Genomic DNA, 14,615 nt, shown 5'->3' on the forward strand with positions numbered 1-14,615 from the left:
TGTCGCCCACGGTGGTGCCTCGACCTGGACGAGCGGGATCTGCTGTGGTGAGGGAGACTCGGGCGATGACCGGCGCTGGCACCGACCCGCGGACACGTGCCGACGTGTTCGCCGTCGACGGTGAGATCGGCCCGGAACTGGCCCGGGTCGACTGGTCGGCCCATCCGCTGGGGCAGCCCGACGCGTGGCCGCAGAGCCTGCGGACGGCGGTGCGCATCCTGCTCTCCTCCCGCTTCCCGATGTGGATGGCCTGGGGCCCCGAGCTGACGTTCTTCTGCAACGCCGCATACCGCCGCGACACGCTGGGCCGCAAGTACCCGTGGGCGTTGGGCCGACCGGCGAACGAGGTGTGGGCGGAGATCTGGGCCGACATCGGCCCCCGCATCGACACCGTGCTGCGCACCGGCGAGGCGACCTGGGACGAGGGGCTGCTGCTGTTCCTGGAACGCGCCGGCTACCGGGAGGAGACCTACCACACGTTCTCCTACAGCCCGCTGCGCGACGACGACGGCACGCTGGTCGGGATGCTCTGCGTGGTCAGCGAGGAGACCGAGCGGGTCATCGGCGAGCGCCGGATGGCCACCCTGCGGGACCTCGGCTCCGACCCGAGCGTGATCCGCACCGAGCAGGAGACGCTCGCCTTCGCCGGTCGCCAGTTGGGGCGCAACGCGCACGACCTGCCGTTCACGCTGACGTACCTGTTCGGTGACGAGGGCGACGCGCGGTTGGCGGAGGCGACCGGGTTCGCCGCCGGCCATCCGGCGGCGCCGGCCACGCTGTCGCTCGACGACCCCGACGCGGTCTGGCCGGCACGGGCGGTGACCGAGGGGGACCTGGTCCGGGTGCCGCTGGACGCCGCCGTGTTCCGCGGCCTGCCGACGGGCGCCTGGCCGGACCCGCCGACCGAGGCGTTGCTGGTGCCGCTGCGCCAGCAGGGCGACACGCCGTACGGGTTCCTGGTGGCCGGGCTCAACCGCTACCGGGCTCTCGACGACGGCTACCGCGGGTTCGTGGAACTGACCGCCGGGCACGTGGCGACCGGGATCGCCAGCGCCCGCAGCTACCAGGCCCAGCAGCGGCGGGCCGAGGAACTCGCCGAGTTGGACCGGGCGAAGACCGCCTTCTTCTCCAACATCAGCCACGAGTTCCGCACCCCGCTGACGCTGATCATGGGACCGGTGGACGAGTTGCGCGGCCGGCTGCGGGACGCCGACGGGCCGATCCGCGAGGAGCTGGAGGTCATCCGACGCAACGGGCTGCGCCTGGGCAAGCTGGTCAACAGCCTGCTCGACTTCTCCCGGATCGAGGCCGGCCGGATGCAGGCCCGCTACCAGCCGGTGGACCTCGCCGCGGTGACCGCCGACCTGGCCAGCGTCTTCCGCTCGGCGATCGAACGCGCCGGCCTGACCTTCGAGGTCGACTGCCCGGCCCTGCCCGAGCCGGTGCACATCGACCCCGGCATGTGGGAGAAGGTGGTGCTCAACCTGCTCAGCAACGCCCTGAAGTTCACCTTCGACGGCACCGTGCGGGTCGAGCTGCGCGCCGAGCACGGGCAGGCCGTGCTGCGGGTGGTCGACACCGGCATCGGCGTCGCCGAGGAGGAGATGCCCCGACTGTTCGAGCGGTTCCACCGCATCGAGAACGCCCGCTCCCGCTCCGACGAGGGCAGCGGCATCGGGCTGGCCCTGGTCAAGGAGCTGGTCACGCTGCACGGCGGCACCATCACCGCCAGCAGCACGGTGGGCCGCGGCACCGCGTTCACGGTCCGGCTGCCGTTCGGCGACGCCCACCTGCCGGCCGACGCGATCACCGCGGCCGGCTCCGGCCGCGTGCCGGTCTCCGCCGAGCCGTTCGTGCAGGAGGCGCTGCGCTGGCTGCCCGGCGAACCGACGGCCGAGGTCGTCCCGGAGGACGCGACACCGGTCGAGGGTCCCGCGCCGGCCCGGCCGGGGCAGGTCCCGGCCCGGGTCCTGGTCGCCGACGACAACGCCGACATGCGCGAGTACCTCACCCGCCTGCTGCGCTCGGCCGGGCACCGGGTGCGGGCCGTGGCCGACGGCCAGGAGGCGCTTGAGGCCGCCCGCACCCAGACGCCGGACCTGGTGGTCAGCGACGTGATGATGCCCCGGCTGGACGGCCTGCAACTGGTGGCCGCGCTGCGGGCCGACTCCCGGACCGCCGGCACGCCGGTGCTGCTGCTGTCCGCCCGCGCCGGGCAGGAGGCTTCGATCGAGGGGCTGGAGGCCGGCGCGGACGACTACCTGGTCAAGCCGTTCCCGGCCGCCGAGCTGCTGGCCCGGGTGCGGGCGAACGTGGAGCTGGCCCGGCTGCGCAACCACCATGCCCGCTGGCGCACCGCGCTCATCGACTCGTTGCAGGAGGCGTTCTTCGTCTGCGACGAGGCCGGCGCGGTCGTCGAGATCAACGCGGCGTTCACCGACATCCTCGGCTACGGGCCGGAGAGCCTGCCCTACCTGCCGGTGCAGCCGTGGTGGCCGGACCCGGAGGCCGAGCCCGAGGCACACCGTCAGGTGTCCGCCGCGTTCTCGGTGCTGATCGACCAGACGAAGGGCGCCTTCACCGTGCCGGTGACCCACCGCGACGGGCACCGGCTCTGGATCGCGACCGCGTTCAACCAGGTCGACGACCCGGACACCGGACGCCGGGTCATCGTGGGCACGTTCCGCGACGTCACCACCGAGCACTACGCCGTGCAGCGGGAGACCGCCCTGGCCGGGTTGAGCCTGCGACTGTCGCAGGCGGACGATCTCACCGACGCCCTGCACGGGGTGCTGGACGAGATGCGCAAGCTGTGGCGCGCCGCCGGCGTGGTCACCGCCGTCTTCGGCGACTCCCCCGGGCCCGGCGTCACCGCGACCGACCCCCTGCTGCGGTGGGACACGCTGCCCGACGAACGCCGGCAGGCGCTGCTCGCGTTGCGGGACACGCCGCTGCTGACCCCGGTGGCGACGCCGGCGCACGGTGCCGGCATCGCGCTGGAGCATCCGGACGGCACCATGGCGCTCTGGATCGACCTGGGCGAGAAGCGGCCCTTCACCGAGCAGGACCAGACGCTGCTGGCGCTGCTCGCCGGCCACGTCGCCCAGGGGCTGCACCGCGTGCACCAGATCGACCAGCAACGCGAAACCGCTCTGGCCCTGCAACGGGCGATTCTCGGACCGTCCCAGCTTCCCGCCGGCTTCGCCGTGCGCTACGCCCCCGCGTCGCTTCCGCTCAAGGTCGGCGGCGACTGGTACGACACGGTCGAGCTGCCGGACGGACGCATCGCTATCGTGGTCGGCGACTGCGTCGGCCACGGCCTGCGGGCCGCCACCGTGATGGGGCAGTTGCGCAGCGCCTGCCGAGCGCTGCTGTTGCAGGACGCCAGCCCCGCCCAGACGCTGATGGCCCTGGACCGGTTCGCCGCCCTGCTCCCGGGCGCGCAGTGCGCGACCGTCCTCTGCGGTGTGCTGGACCCGGCGACGGGCCGGCTGCGCTACTCCAGCGCGGGGCATCCACCGGCCATCGTGGTGCATCCCGACGGCACGCCCGAGTTCCTCGACCAGGGCCGGTCCCGGCCGCTCGCGGTCCGCACCGGGCGGGAACGCCCGGAGGCCGAGATCACCGTGCCGGCCCGGGCCACGCTCATGCTCTACACCGACGGCCTGGTCGAACGGCGCCGTCAGCCGCTGACCGCCGGCATCGGCCGGGCCACCGCGGCGATCCAGGAGGGCCGGGGCATCCCGGTCGAGGCGCTGGCCACCGAGGTGATGGCTCAGCTCACCCCGGAAGGCGGGTACGACGACGACGTGGCTCTGCTCCTCTACCGCCACCCCGGGCCGCTGGAGTTGGACTTCCCGGCCGAGTCGTCGCGGCTGGCCGAGGTGCGCACCGCGTTGCGCGGGTGGCTGGACCGGTGCGGGCTGGCCCCGGCGCACTCCTACAACGTCCTGGTGGCCGCCGGTGAGGCGTGCGCCAACGCGGTCGAGCACGGCCACCGGGACAGTCCCGGCGGGCGGATCCGGCTGCGCGCCGCCGCCACCGCCGACGCGCTGCGGCTGAGCGTCACCGACAGCGGGCACTGGCGGGACCGGGACCGGCCGTCGGACCCGCACCGGGGCCGCGGGCTGGTGCTCATGCGTGCTCTGATGGACTCCATCACGGTGACCCCGGGGGCCACCGGCACCACCGTCGACATGCAGGCAAGGATCATCCGATGAGCACGGCCCTGACGCTCACCACCGGCAGCGACCCCGACGGGGGGCGCGTGCTGACCGCGGTCGGCGAGATCGACATGAGCAACGCGGCCGACTTCGCCGCCGCGCTCGACGACGCCGTCCGACCCGACGGCGACCCCCTCGTGGTGGACCTGACCGCGGTGGAATATCTCGACAGCGCCGGCCTGGCCGTGCTGTTCCCGCACGCCGAACGCATCGCGCTCGTCGCCAGTCCGCTGCTGGAGCCGCTGCTCACCATCTCCGGGCTGGCCGATCTGACCACCGTCCGGAGCGGTTGAGGCACCGGCCGGGGGGCCCGCGCCCGCCACGGCCGCACCGAAGCCGGTCGGAGCCGTCCTCTCACCCGGTCTCCGCAGCACCGCGCCCCGTCGTCGTGCAACTTTTAGAGACGTCGATGTTAGCGTTAACGCAGGTGGCAACGTCGGCGCAGCATTCATAAGACGTATGGCCTTCCAATTGGCCGCTGTCCACGGGACCAAAACGTTGACGTTACGCAGATGTAACGCTTAACGTCTGATGTCTCAGTCATGTGAGCCCCCTCACCCACCACCGCTTTCGGAGGGATCACCATGTCCCGTCCCCACCTCACCCGCCGTTCGCTCCTGGCCGCTCTCGGTGCCGGCGGCGCCGCGGCCGCCGTCGGCGGCGTCCTCCGTCCCGGGTCCGCCGCCGCCGCCATCCCCGGACCCGCCAGCTACGCCGAGACGTGGGCGTCGGTCGGTCAGCACCCGGCCGCGCCGGAGTGGTTCCAGGACGCCAAGTTCGGCGTCTACTTCCACTGGGGAGCGTTCAGCGTTCCGGCGTACGCCAACGAGTGGTACCCGCGCAACATGTACAACAACGGCTCCAACGAGAACAACCACCACAAGTCCGTCTACGGTGACCCGTCGGTCTGGCCGTACCACCACTTCATCAACGGCGCGAACGACCGGTCGGGCCGGTTCGTGCAGTTCGCCCCCCGGCTGCGCTCGGCCGGCGGCAACTTCGACCCCGGCGAGTGGGCCCAGTTGTTCGCCGACGCCGGCGCCAAGTTCGCCGGGCCGGTGGCCGAGCACCACGACGGCTTCTCCATGTGGAACAGCCAGGTCAACGAGTGGAACTCGGTGGCCCGCGGCCCACGGCTGGACCTGCTCCGCCTGCACACCGACGCCATCCGGGCCCGCGGCCTCAAGGTCATGGTCGCCATGCACCACGCGTACAACTTCACCGGCTTCTACCAGTGGGCGCCGCAGCAGTCCGACGCCAGCCTGCGCAAGCTCTACGGGCAACTGGGCACCGCGGCGGAGGAGCAGCTCTGGTACGACAAGCTCCGCGAGGTCATCGACCAGGCCCAGCCGGACATGATCTGGCAGGACTTCAACCTCAGCCGGATCAGCGAGGCGCAGCGGCTGCGGTTCCTGGCCTACTACTACAACCGGGCCGTGGCGTGGAACAAGGAGGTCGTCGCCACCTACAAGGACGGGTTGGACCTCGGCGGCACGGTCTTCGACTACGAGCGCGGTGGTCCCGCCGCACTGCGTCAGCCGTACTGGCTCACCGACGACAGCATCAGCAGCTCCAGTTGGTGCTACACGGTGGGGATCGGCTACTACTCGCTGAACCAGATGCTGCACTCGCTGCTCGACCGGGTCAGCAAGAACGGCAACATGGTGCTCAACATCGCGCCGACGGCCGACGGCACCATCCCCGACGGACAGCGCAGCATCCTGCTCGCCATCGGTGACTACCTGCGCCGCTTCGGCGAGTCCGTCTACGCCACCCGGGCCTGGACGACGTACGGCGAGGGCCCCACCCAGATGGGCGGCGGTTCGTTCAGCACCCCGCGCGCCGGCACCGCCCGGGACATCCGGTTCACCCGCAGCAAGGACAACCGGGTGCTGTACGCCACGTTCCTCGGCTGGCCGGGCAGCACGGCCACCGTCACCACGCTGGCGTCGGGCCGGATCAACCTCGGCACCCTGACCGGCGTGCAACTGCTCGACGCCAACGCCGGCAGCTACGTCAACCTGCCGACCCGCACCCAGGACTCCGGCGGCCTGCGGATCACCATGCCGTCCGCCGGCGCGCCGTTCAACGCGCCCGCGTACGTGGTCAAGCTGACGTTCAGCGGCCCGATCCCGACGCTCGGCGGCGGTTCGACCACCTGGCAGCGGATCACCAACGTGACAAACGGCCTGGCGCTCGACAGCGGCGGCAACGTCGCCTCCGGCTCCCCGCTGAAGCAGTGGAGCTGGGACGGCAGCACGAACCTCCAGTGGCAGCTCGTCGACCTGGGCACCGGGTACCACCGGATCGTCAACCGGACCAACGGCATGGTCGTCGACGGCTTCGGCCAGACCACCAACGGCGCCGCCGCCCAGCAGGCGCCCTGGAACGGCGGCAACAGCCAGCAGTGGCAGCTCACCGACCAGGGCAACGGGCGGTACCGGATCGCCAACCGGGCCACCGGCCTGGTGCTCGACGGGGGCGGCCAGGTCGCCTCCGGTTCCCCGGTCAAGCAGTGGAGCTGGGACGGCAGCACCAACCTGCTGTGGACCCTCGCCACCGTCTGAATCCCTGAATCCACGTCCGACGCGTGCGCGTCACGCACCCCCGGCGGTGCTGGCGACACGCGTCGGACGACGTTCCGACCTGGAGGACCACGATGACCCGTAGAGCTCTGCTGGGGCTGGGCCTGACGATGACGCTCGTCGCCTCGGCCACGCTCGCCGCCGGCTGCGGCGACGGTGCGGGGAAGGACAGCGACTCGGGCGGCTCCGCCCCGCTCGTCGGGGTGGACTACCCCCGATCCGACACCGACTTCTGGAACTCGTACATCAAATACGTGCCGACGTTCGCCGACGAGCTGGGCGTCGCCCTGAAGACCACCAACTCGCAGAACGACATCGCCAACCTGATCTCGAACGCCCAGACCTTCATGAGCCAGGGGGTCAAGGGCGTGGTGATGGCCCCGCAGGACACCGCCGCGATCGCGCCGACGCTCCAGCAACTGGCTGCCAAGAAGATCCCGGTGGTCACCATCGACACCCGCCCGGACTCCGGCGAGGTGGCGATGGTGATCCGCGCCGACAACCGCGCCTACGGCACCAAGGCGTGCAAGTTCCTCGGCACCAAGCTCGGCGGCAAGGGCAAGGTGGTGATGTTGCAGGGCGGCCTCGACTCGATCAACGGCCGGGACCGGACCGAGGCGTTCCACGAGTGCATGCGCGCCGACTACCCGGGCATCACGGTGTTCGGCGAGGCGACCGACTGGAAGGCCGACGTGGCGGCCAGCAAGCTCCAGACCCGGTTCGCGTCGGACCCGGACCTCAAGGGCATCTACATGCAGTCCTCGTTCGCGCTCTCCGGCACGCTCCAGATCCTCAAGCAGCGCGGCCTCCAGGTCCCGGCGAGCGACCCGAAGCACGTCTTCGTGGTCTCCAACGACGGCATCCCGGAGGAGCTGGCCGACATCGGCCGGGATCTGATCGACGCCACCGTCAGCCAGCCCGCCGACCTGTACGCCAGGTACGGCCTGGAGTACGTGAAGGCGGCGATCGACGGCAAGACGTTCCAGCCCGGCCCGACCGACCACAACAGCACGATCATCCAGGTGCGGGAAGGGCTGCTGGAGGACCAGCTCCCGGCGCCGCTGGTGACGAAGGACGGCGCGCCGGTCGCGGGCGAGCCCACAGTGAAGTTCGACGACAGGTCCCTGTGGGGCAACACCGCATGAGCGTCCGCTCACCCGCCTCGACCGACGGGCCGGCCGGCGACCTCCGGCCCGTCGTGGAGGCCGTCCACATCACCAAGCGTTTCGGGTCGACGACCGCCCTCTCCGACGCCGGCATCGTGGTCCGGCCCGGCGAGACGCACGCCCTGGTGGGCCGCAACGGCGCCGGCAAGTCGACGCTGGTCAGCATCCTCACCGGCCTCCAGGCGCCGGACGAGGGCGCGGTGGCCTTCGACGGCCGGCCCGCGCCGCCGCTCGGTGACCGGGCCGCCTGGCGGCGGCGGGTGGCCTGCGTCTACCAGAAGTCCACGATCATCCCCACGCTCACGGTGGCCGAGAACCTGTTCCTCAACCGGCACGACCGCGGTCGCGGCGGGCTGATCCGCTGGTCGCGGCTGCGCCGCGCGGCGCAGGACCTGCTGGCGACCTGGTCGGTCGACGTGGACGTGCGGCAGCCCGCCTCGACCCTGTCGGTCGAGCAGCGGCAGTTCGTGGAGATCGCCCGGGCGCTGTCGTTCGGCGCCCGGTTCATCATCCTCGACGAACCGACCGCGCAGCTCGACGGCGCCGGCATCAACCGGCTGTTCACCCGGCTCCGTGACCTGCGTGCCCACGGGGTGACCTTCCTGTTCATCAGCCACCACCTCCAGGAGATCTACGAGATCTGCGACCAGGTGACGGTCTTCCGCGACGCCCGGCACGTCCTCACCGCACCGGTGGCCGAGCTGAGCCGTCCGGCCCTGGTGGCGGCCATGACCGGGGAGGACGTGACACTGCCGGAGGCCGACCACCCGCCGCTGCCGGCCGACGCCCCCGTGCTGCTGTCCGTCCGCGACCTGGTCACCCCGTCCGGCGCCGAACTGTCCCTGGAGACCCGGGCCGGCGAGGTGGTGGGCATCGCGGGCGGCGGCGGCAGCGGCAAGGTCGAGGTGGCCGAGGCGATCGTCGGCCTGACCCGCCGCGCCGGTGGGACGGTCGCCGTCGACGGGCGCGTGCTGCGGCCGGGCAGCGTGCCCGACGCCCTCGACGCCGGGGTGGGCCTGGTGCCGCAGGACCGACACCGCGAGGGCATGGTGCCACTGCTGTCCATCGCGGAGAACGTCACGATGACCGTGCCGGAGCGCATCGCGCGGCGTGGGCTCATCTCACCGGGACTCCGGGACGCCGTGGCCCGCACCGCCATCACCGAGCTGGCCGTCAAGGCGGCCGGCCCGCACGTCCCCGTCGCCGACCTGTCCGGGGGCAACCAGCAGAAGGTGGTGATGGGCCGGGCGTTGGCCAACGACCCGAAACTGCTGGTGCTCATCACGCCGACGGCCGGCGTCGACGTGCGGTCGAAGCAGACCCTGCTTGGTGTGGTGGAACAGGTACGCCGCCGGGGCGCCGCCGTACTCATCGTCTCCGACGAACTCGACGACCTGCGGATCTGTGACCGCGTCCTGGTCATGTTCGCCGGGCGGGTCATCCGCGAGCTGGCCCACGGCTGGCCCGACAACGAGCTGGTAGCCGCCATGGAAGGGGTGGATCTCCACCATGCCTGAGACGCTGTCCACCACGACGTCGCCGCCGGCCGGGGCGTCCCCGCCGGCCCCGCCGTCGCCCTCCGCGCGGAGCCTGGTCCTCACCCGCCTTCGGGACCTGGCCCTGGTGCCGGCGATCGTCGCGGTCGCCGTCGTCGGCTCGCTCGTGAACCCCGTCTTCCTCAGCGCCGACAACCTCCTCAACGTGCTCCAGAGCATGTCGGAGATCGCCATCCTGGTGCTGGCGCAGACCATCGTGCTGATCACCGGCAAGATGGACCTGTCGCTGGAGTCCACGTTCGGCCTGGCTCCCGGCATCGCGGCCTGGCTGGTCGTCGACCCGGCCCTCACCCGCGGTCTCGGGCTCGACGTGCTGCCCGACGGCCTGGCGGTGCCGGTAGTCCTGCTCGTCGGCGCCCTGGTCGGCGCCGTCAACGGGCTGCTGATCGTCCGCTTCGGCCTCAACGGCTTCATCGTGACGCTGGGCATGCTGATCGTCCTGCGCGGACTGCTCACCGGGATCTCGGGTGGTCAGACGTTCTTCGCGCTGCCCGAGTCGATGACCTATCTCGGCTCGGCCACCTGGTTCGGCGCGCCGGCGTCGATCTGGGTGTCGCTGCTGTTGTTCGCGGTCGGGATCGTGGTGCTCGGCTACACCCGTGTCGGCCGGGCGTTGTACGCCATCGGGGGCAACGCCGACGCCGCCCGCGCCGCCGGCATCCGCACCGACCGGGTGTTGTGGGCCGCGCTCGTGGTGGCGAGCGTGCTGGCCGCGCTCGCCGGGTTGCTGATCAGCGGGCGGCTCGCCGCGGTGCCGGCGGCGCAGGGCGACGGCGCCATCTTCCAGGTGTTCGCGGCGGCGGTCATCGGCGGGGTCAGTCTCAACGGCGGCAAGGGCAGCGTGTTCGGCGCCTTCACCGGCGTCCTGCTCCTCTTCATGATCATCAATGTGCTCACGCTCGCCGGGGTGCCCGCCCAGTGGACCAACTTCCTCAACGGCGCCGTCATCCTGGTCGCCCTCACGGTCTCCCGGATCACCGGCGGCAAGGCGCAGACATGACGCCCGCGCCACGTCCGGCGCCGCCGACGAGCCAGCCCACCTCGACCGACCGGGAGAACAGTTGTCCGAGCACGTCACATCCGTAGAGACCATCGATGTCCGGTTCCCGACGTCGCGCCACCGCGACGGCTCGGACGCGATGAACCCGTTCCCGGACTACTCCGCCGCCTACGTCATCCTGCGCACCTCGGCCGGCGCCGAGGGACACGGCCTCGTGTTCACCGTGGGGCGGGGCACCGAGATCCAGATCCGGGCCCTGCGGTCGCTGGCCCCGATGATCGAGGGCCAGCCGGTCGACGCGCTGGTCGCCGACCCCGGGGCGCTCGCGCGCCGGTTGGTCGGCGACAGCCAGATCCGCTGGCTGGGCCCGGAGAAGGGGGTCGTGCACATGGCCGCCGGCGGCCTGGTGAACGCGGTCTGGGACCTCGCCGCCCGGCGGGCCGACAAGCCGTTGTGGAAGCTGCTCGCCGACCTCACCCCGGAGCAACTCGTGGCGCAGGTCGACTTCCGCTACCTGCGCGACGCCCTCACCGAGGACGAGGCGCTGGCGCTGTTGCGCGCCGCCGTCGACGGGCGGGCGGACCGGGAGCGCCGCCTGCTGACCGAGGGCTTCCCGGCGTACACCACGACGCCGGGCTGGCTCGGTTACGACGACGACAAGCTGGCCCGGCTCTGCACGGAGGCGGTCGCGGCCGGGTTCCGGCTGATCAAGCTCAAGGTGGGCGGGGACCTCGCCGACGACGTACGCCGGCTGGGCATCGCCCGCCGGGCCGTCGGGCCGGACGTGCGCATCGCGGTCGACGCGAACCAGGTGTGGGGGGTGCCCGAGGCGATCCGCTGGATGCGCGAACTGGCCCCGTTCGACCCGTACTGGATCGAGGAGCCGACCTCACCCGACGACATCCTCGGGCACGCCGCCGTCCGCTCGGCCGTCGCCCCGACGAAGGTGGCCACCGGCGAGCACGGGCACAACGCGGTGATGTTCAAGCAACTGCTCCAGGCCGGCGCCGTCGACGTGGTCCAGATCGACGCCTGCCGGGTCGCCGGGGTCAACGAGAACCTGGCCATCCTGCTGCTCGCGGCGAAGTTCGGCGTGCCGGTCTGCCCGCACGCCGGCGGGGTGGGGCTGTGCGAGCTGGTGCAGCACCTGGCCATGTTCGACTTCGTCGCCCTCACCGGCAGCACCACCGACCGGGCCATCGAGTACGTCGACCACCTGCACGAGCACTTCGCGGATCCGGTCCGGATCCGCGACGGCAGTTACCTCGCGCCCCGCTCCCCCGGCATGAGCGCGGAGATCCTCGCGCCCTCGCTGGCCGACTACCGCTTCCCCGACGGACCCCGGTGGGCGGTGGCGACGACCGGAGCCGCACTCACATGATCATTGACGCGCATCACCACCTCTGGCAGCCCGACCGTGGGTACCACTGGCTCGACGACCCGGCGCTGGCGGCGATCCGCCGCCCCTTCACCCCCGCCGACCTGACCACCGAACTCGCCTCGGCCGGCGTGGACGGCACCGTGCTGGTGGAGGGCGGCCGTTGCCACCCCGACGAGGCCGCCGAGTTCCTCGGTCACGCCGCGGACACGCCGGCGATCCTCGGCGTGGTGGCCTGGGTCGACATCGCCGGGGGCGAGGTCTCCGCCACCGTCCGGCGCTACCGGCACCTGCCCGGCGGGGAGCTGCTGGTCGGGGTGCGGTCGCAGGTCCAGGGCGAGGCGGACCCCGACCACCTCGACCGTCCCGACGTACGGCGCGGGCTCGCCGAGGTGGCCGACGCCGGCCTGGTGTTCGACCTGGTGATCCGTGCCGACCAACTGCCCGCCGCGGCGCGGGCGGCCCGGGCGGTGCCGCAGCTCTCGTTCGTCCTCGACCACCTCGGCAAGCCGCGCATCGACCGGGGCGCCGCCGGGCTGGCCGGCTGGCGCGACCCGCTCGCCGCGCTGGCCGCCAGTCCCAACGTCACCGGCAAGCTGTCGGGCCTGGTCACGGAGGCGGCACCGGACTGGTCGCCGGCCGACCTGAGCCCGTTCGTCGAGGTCGCCGTCGGCGAGTTCGGCCCGGACCGTCTGATGTTTGGCTCGGACTGGCCGGTGTGCCTGCTCAGGTCGGACTACCCGGGGGTGCGGCGGGCCCTGACGGCCGCGCTGCCGCCCCTGTCGCCCGGGGACCGGGGGGAGATCTTCGCCGGCACCGCCGTGCGCACCTACCGCCTGACACCACCGGCCGAACCGGCCGCGCCCGGGCCGGCGAGATGAGCCGGCCGGTCAGGCGTCCCCCGCCTGGGCGGCGAGCACGGTCCGCAACCACGCCTCGGAGGTGTTGACATGCATCAGCGCGGTGGCCTGGGCGAGCAACTGGTCGCGCGACCGCAGGGCGAGGTAGATCGCCTGGTGTTCGTCGATCGTCTTGTGTGCCGCGTTGGCCTCGATCAGCCCGCGCCAGACCCGGGCCCGCAGCGTACGGCCGGAGAGCCCGTCGAGCAGCGAGGTGAGCGTCTCGTTGCCGGTGGTCGCGACCACGGTGTGGTGGAAGGCGGTGTCGAACTGGATGAGCTTCTCGGCGTCGTCGGCGGCGGCCCGCATGTCCTGCAGGATCCGGTCGAGTTCCGCCAGCTCGGTGTCGGTCATCCGCAAGGCGGCGAGGCCGGTGGCCACCGGCTCCAGCATCCGGCGGACCTCCATCACCTCCAGCAGCGTGTCGTCGCGCAGCAACTCCACCGCGACGCCGAGACCCTCCAGCAGCAGCCGCGGGGCGAGGCTGGTCACGTAGGTGCCGTCACCGCGACGCACGTCGAGCACCCGGGCCGACTCGAGCACCTTGACCGCCTCCCGCACCCCGCTGCGCGACAGGCCCATCTGCGCGGCGAGCTGCGGCTCCGGTGGCAGCCGCGCGCCCGGCGGCAGCTCACCGCTGGAGATCATGCCGCGGATCCGCGCGATCGCGTCGTCGGTCAGTGCCATTGCCGCCCCCTTCGGGCCGGCCCACCGGGTGCCCTGGAAGTGGCTCCGTCGCCTGCGGTGGGCAGCAGCCGTTCCCACCACTATAGATTCATCCGACGTCTGCCCGACTCCGGCCGTCGTCGCCAGCCCCGCCGTCCGCGGAAAGGGTCCTGACGCCATGCGATACCGTCCGCTGGGCCGCACCGGCCTGACCGTGTCGATGCTCGGGTACGGCGCCTCCCCCCTCGGCGGCGTCTTCGGCCGGATCGACGAACGGGCCGGCATCGAGGCCGTGCGCGCCACGCTGGAACTCGGCGTGAACATCATCGACGTCTCGCCCTACTACGGCGCCACCACCGCGGAGACGGTGCTCGGACGCGCCCTGCGTGGCGTCGACCGGGCCAGCTACGTCCTGGCCACCAAGGTCGGCCGGTACGGCGAGGCGGCGTTCGACTTCTCCGCGGCCCGCACGGTCCGCAGCGTCGAGGAGAGCCTGGCCCGCCTCGGCACCGACCACCTGGACCTGGTCCAGTGTCACGACATCGAGTTCGGCGACCTCGACCAGATCATCGGCGAGACGTTGCCCGCGCTGGCCCGCCTGCGCGAGGCGGGGAAGATCCGCTTCATCGGCGTGACCGGCTATCCCCTGGCCGCGTTGCGCCGGGTCGCGGCGGCGGTCCCGCTGGACACCGTGCTGTCGTACTGCCGCTACACCCTGCTGGACCGCGCGCTGGCCACGGCCGAGCCGGAGTTCACCGCCCGGGGCACCGCGGTGCTGAACGCCTCCCCGCTGGCCATGGGGCTGCTCTCCCGGCGCGGCGCACCCGACTGGCATCCGGCCCCGCCGGATCTCCGCCGGGCCGCGACCGCCGTGGCCGACCTGTGCGCGCGACGTGGCGTCGACATCGCCCGGGTCGCGCTCGGCTTCGCCGCCGCGCCGACGCGGTTCGCCACCACGTTCGTCGGTTCCGCCGACGCCGCGGACATGGCCCGCAACGTGCGCTGGGCCCTGTCCGAGCCCGATCCCGACCTGCTCGACGACATCGAGAAGCTGCTGACGCCGGTACGTGACCTCGCCTGGCCCAGCGGCCGACCGGAGAACACCCCTATCGGAGAGGCATGAGGTGCGACGTTACGGCTGT

The 14,615-nt window shown here is 72.3% G+C and carries 10 protein-coding genes; 9 read left to right on the forward strand and 1 reads right to left on the reverse strand.

The window, feature by feature from the left end; genetic code table 11:
- Nucleotides 1-65 precede the first annotated feature (65 nt).
- From TPA0908_RS25985 to TPA0908_RS26020, 8 genes are all read left to right on the forward strand, one after another.
- Nucleotides 66-4,220, forward strand: coding sequence for a SpoIIE family protein phosphatase (locus tag TPA0908_RS25985; protein ID WP_281942185.1), 4,155 nt, complete (start codon nt 66-68; stop codon nt 4,218-4,220).
- Entirely contained in the window at nt 4,217-4,516 is a 300-nt protein-coding gene (locus TPA0908_RS25990) for an STAS domain-containing protein (protein WP_281942186.1), read from the forward strand. The genes TPA0908_RS25985 and TPA0908_RS25990 overlap by 4 nt, the downstream gene beginning before the upstream one ends.
- Before the next feature lie 291 nt (nt 4,517-4,807).
- Nucleotides 4,808-6,790, forward strand: coding sequence for an alpha-L-fucosidase (locus TPA0908_RS25995; protein ID WP_281942187.1), 1,983 nt, complete (start codon nt 4,808-4,810; stop codon nt 6,788-6,790).
- Between the two features lie 92 nt (nt 6,791-6,882).
- Nucleotides 6,883-7,953: a sugar ABC transporter substrate-binding protein gene (locus tag TPA0908_RS26000; RefSeq protein ID WP_281942189.1), complete on the forward strand. Its 1,071-nt coding sequence runs from the start codon at nt 6,883-6,885 to the stop codon at nt 7,951-7,953.
- The gene (locus TPA0908_RS26005) at nt 7,950-9,491 is read left to right on the forward strand and encodes a sugar ABC transporter ATP-binding protein (RefSeq protein ID WP_281942191.1); all 1,542 of its coding nucleotides are present in this window, start codon (nt 7,950-7,952) and stop codon (nt 9,489-9,491) included. The genes TPA0908_RS26000 and TPA0908_RS26005 overlap by 4 nt, the downstream gene beginning before the upstream one ends.
- Nucleotides 9,484-10,530 (forward strand): ABC transporter permease, encoded by a 1,047-nt coding sequence (locus tag TPA0908_RS26010; RefSeq protein WP_281942193.1) that lies wholly within the window; start codon nt 9,484-9,486, stop codon nt 10,528-10,530. The genes TPA0908_RS26005 and TPA0908_RS26010 overlap by 8 nt, the downstream gene beginning before the upstream one ends.
- Before the next feature lie 139 nt (nt 10,531-10,669).
- Nucleotides 10,670-11,911 (forward strand): enolase C-terminal domain-like protein, encoded by a 1,242-nt coding sequence (locus TPA0908_RS26015; protein WP_281942195.1) that lies wholly within the window; start codon nt 10,670-10,672, stop codon nt 11,909-11,911.
- On the forward strand, nt 11,908-12,789 hold the full coding sequence (locus TPA0908_RS26020) for an amidohydrolase family protein (protein WP_281942197.1): 882 nt from the start codon (nt 11,908-11,910) through the stop codon (nt 12,787-12,789). The genes TPA0908_RS26015 and TPA0908_RS26020 overlap by 4 nt, the downstream gene beginning before the upstream one ends.
- Nucleotides 12,790-12,798: 9 nt before the next feature.
- On the opposite strand, the gene TPA0908_RS26025 is transcribed toward TPA0908_RS26020, so the two are convergent.
- Nucleotides 12,799-13,494, reverse strand: a complete 696-nt coding sequence (locus TPA0908_RS26025) for a FadR/GntR family transcriptional regulator (RefSeq protein WP_281942200.1) — start codon at nt 13,492-13,494, stop codon at nt 12,799-12,801.
- A gap of 157 nt (nt 13,495-13,651) precedes the next feature.
- On the opposite strand from TPA0908_RS26025, the gene TPA0908_RS26030 reads away from it, so the two are divergent.
- A complete protein-coding gene (locus tag TPA0908_RS26030) occupies nt 13,652-14,596 on the forward strand; it encodes an aldo/keto reductase (RefSeq protein WP_281942202.1) in 945 nt (314 codons plus the stop codon).
- Nucleotides 14,597-14,615: the final 19 nt, after the last annotated feature.

The sequence above is a fragment of the Micromonospora sp. AKA38 genome (assembly GCF_027925725.1).
In the GTDB taxonomy this organism is placed as follows: Bacteria; Actinomycetota; Actinomycetes; order Mycobacteriales; family Micromonosporaceae; genus Micromonospora.

Coding starts and splice junctions, on each gene's coding strand:
- TPA0908_RS26030 (WP_281942202.1), top strand. CDS start 13,652: ATGCGATACCGTCCGCTGGGCCGCACCGGCCTGACCGTGTCGATGCTC.
- TPA0908_RS26015 (WP_281942195.1), top strand. CDS start 10,670: ATGAACCCGTTCCCGGACTACTCCGCCGCCTACGTCATCCTGCGCACC.
- TPA0908_RS25985 (WP_281942185.1), top strand. CDS start 66: ATGACCGGCGCTGGCACCGACCCGCGGACACGTGCCGACGTGTTCGCC.
- TPA0908_RS26000 (WP_281942189.1), top strand. CDS start 6,883: ATGACCCGTAGAGCTCTGCTGGGGCTGGGCCTGACGATGACGCTCGTC.
- TPA0908_RS26005 (WP_281942191.1), top strand. CDS start 7,950: ATGAGCGTCCGCTCACCCGCCTCGACCGACGGGCCGGCCGGCGACCTC.
- TPA0908_RS26025 (WP_281942200.1), bottom strand. CDS start 13,494: ATGGCACTGACCGACGACGCGATCGCGCGGATCCGCGGCATGATCTCC.
- TPA0908_RS26020 (WP_281942197.1), top strand. CDS start 11,908: ATGATCATTGACGCGCATCACCACCTCTGGCAGCCCGACCGTGGGTAC.
- TPA0908_RS25995 (WP_281942187.1), top strand. CDS start 4,808: ATGTCCCGTCCCCACCTCACCCGCCGTTCGCTCCTGGCCGCTCTCGGT.
- TPA0908_RS25990 (WP_281942186.1), top strand. CDS start 4,217: ATGAGCACGGCCCTGACGCTCACCACCGGCAGCGACCCCGACGGGGGG.
- TPA0908_RS26010 (WP_281942193.1), top strand. CDS start 9,484: ATGCCTGAGACGCTGTCCACCACGACGTCGCCGCCGGCCGGGGCGTCC.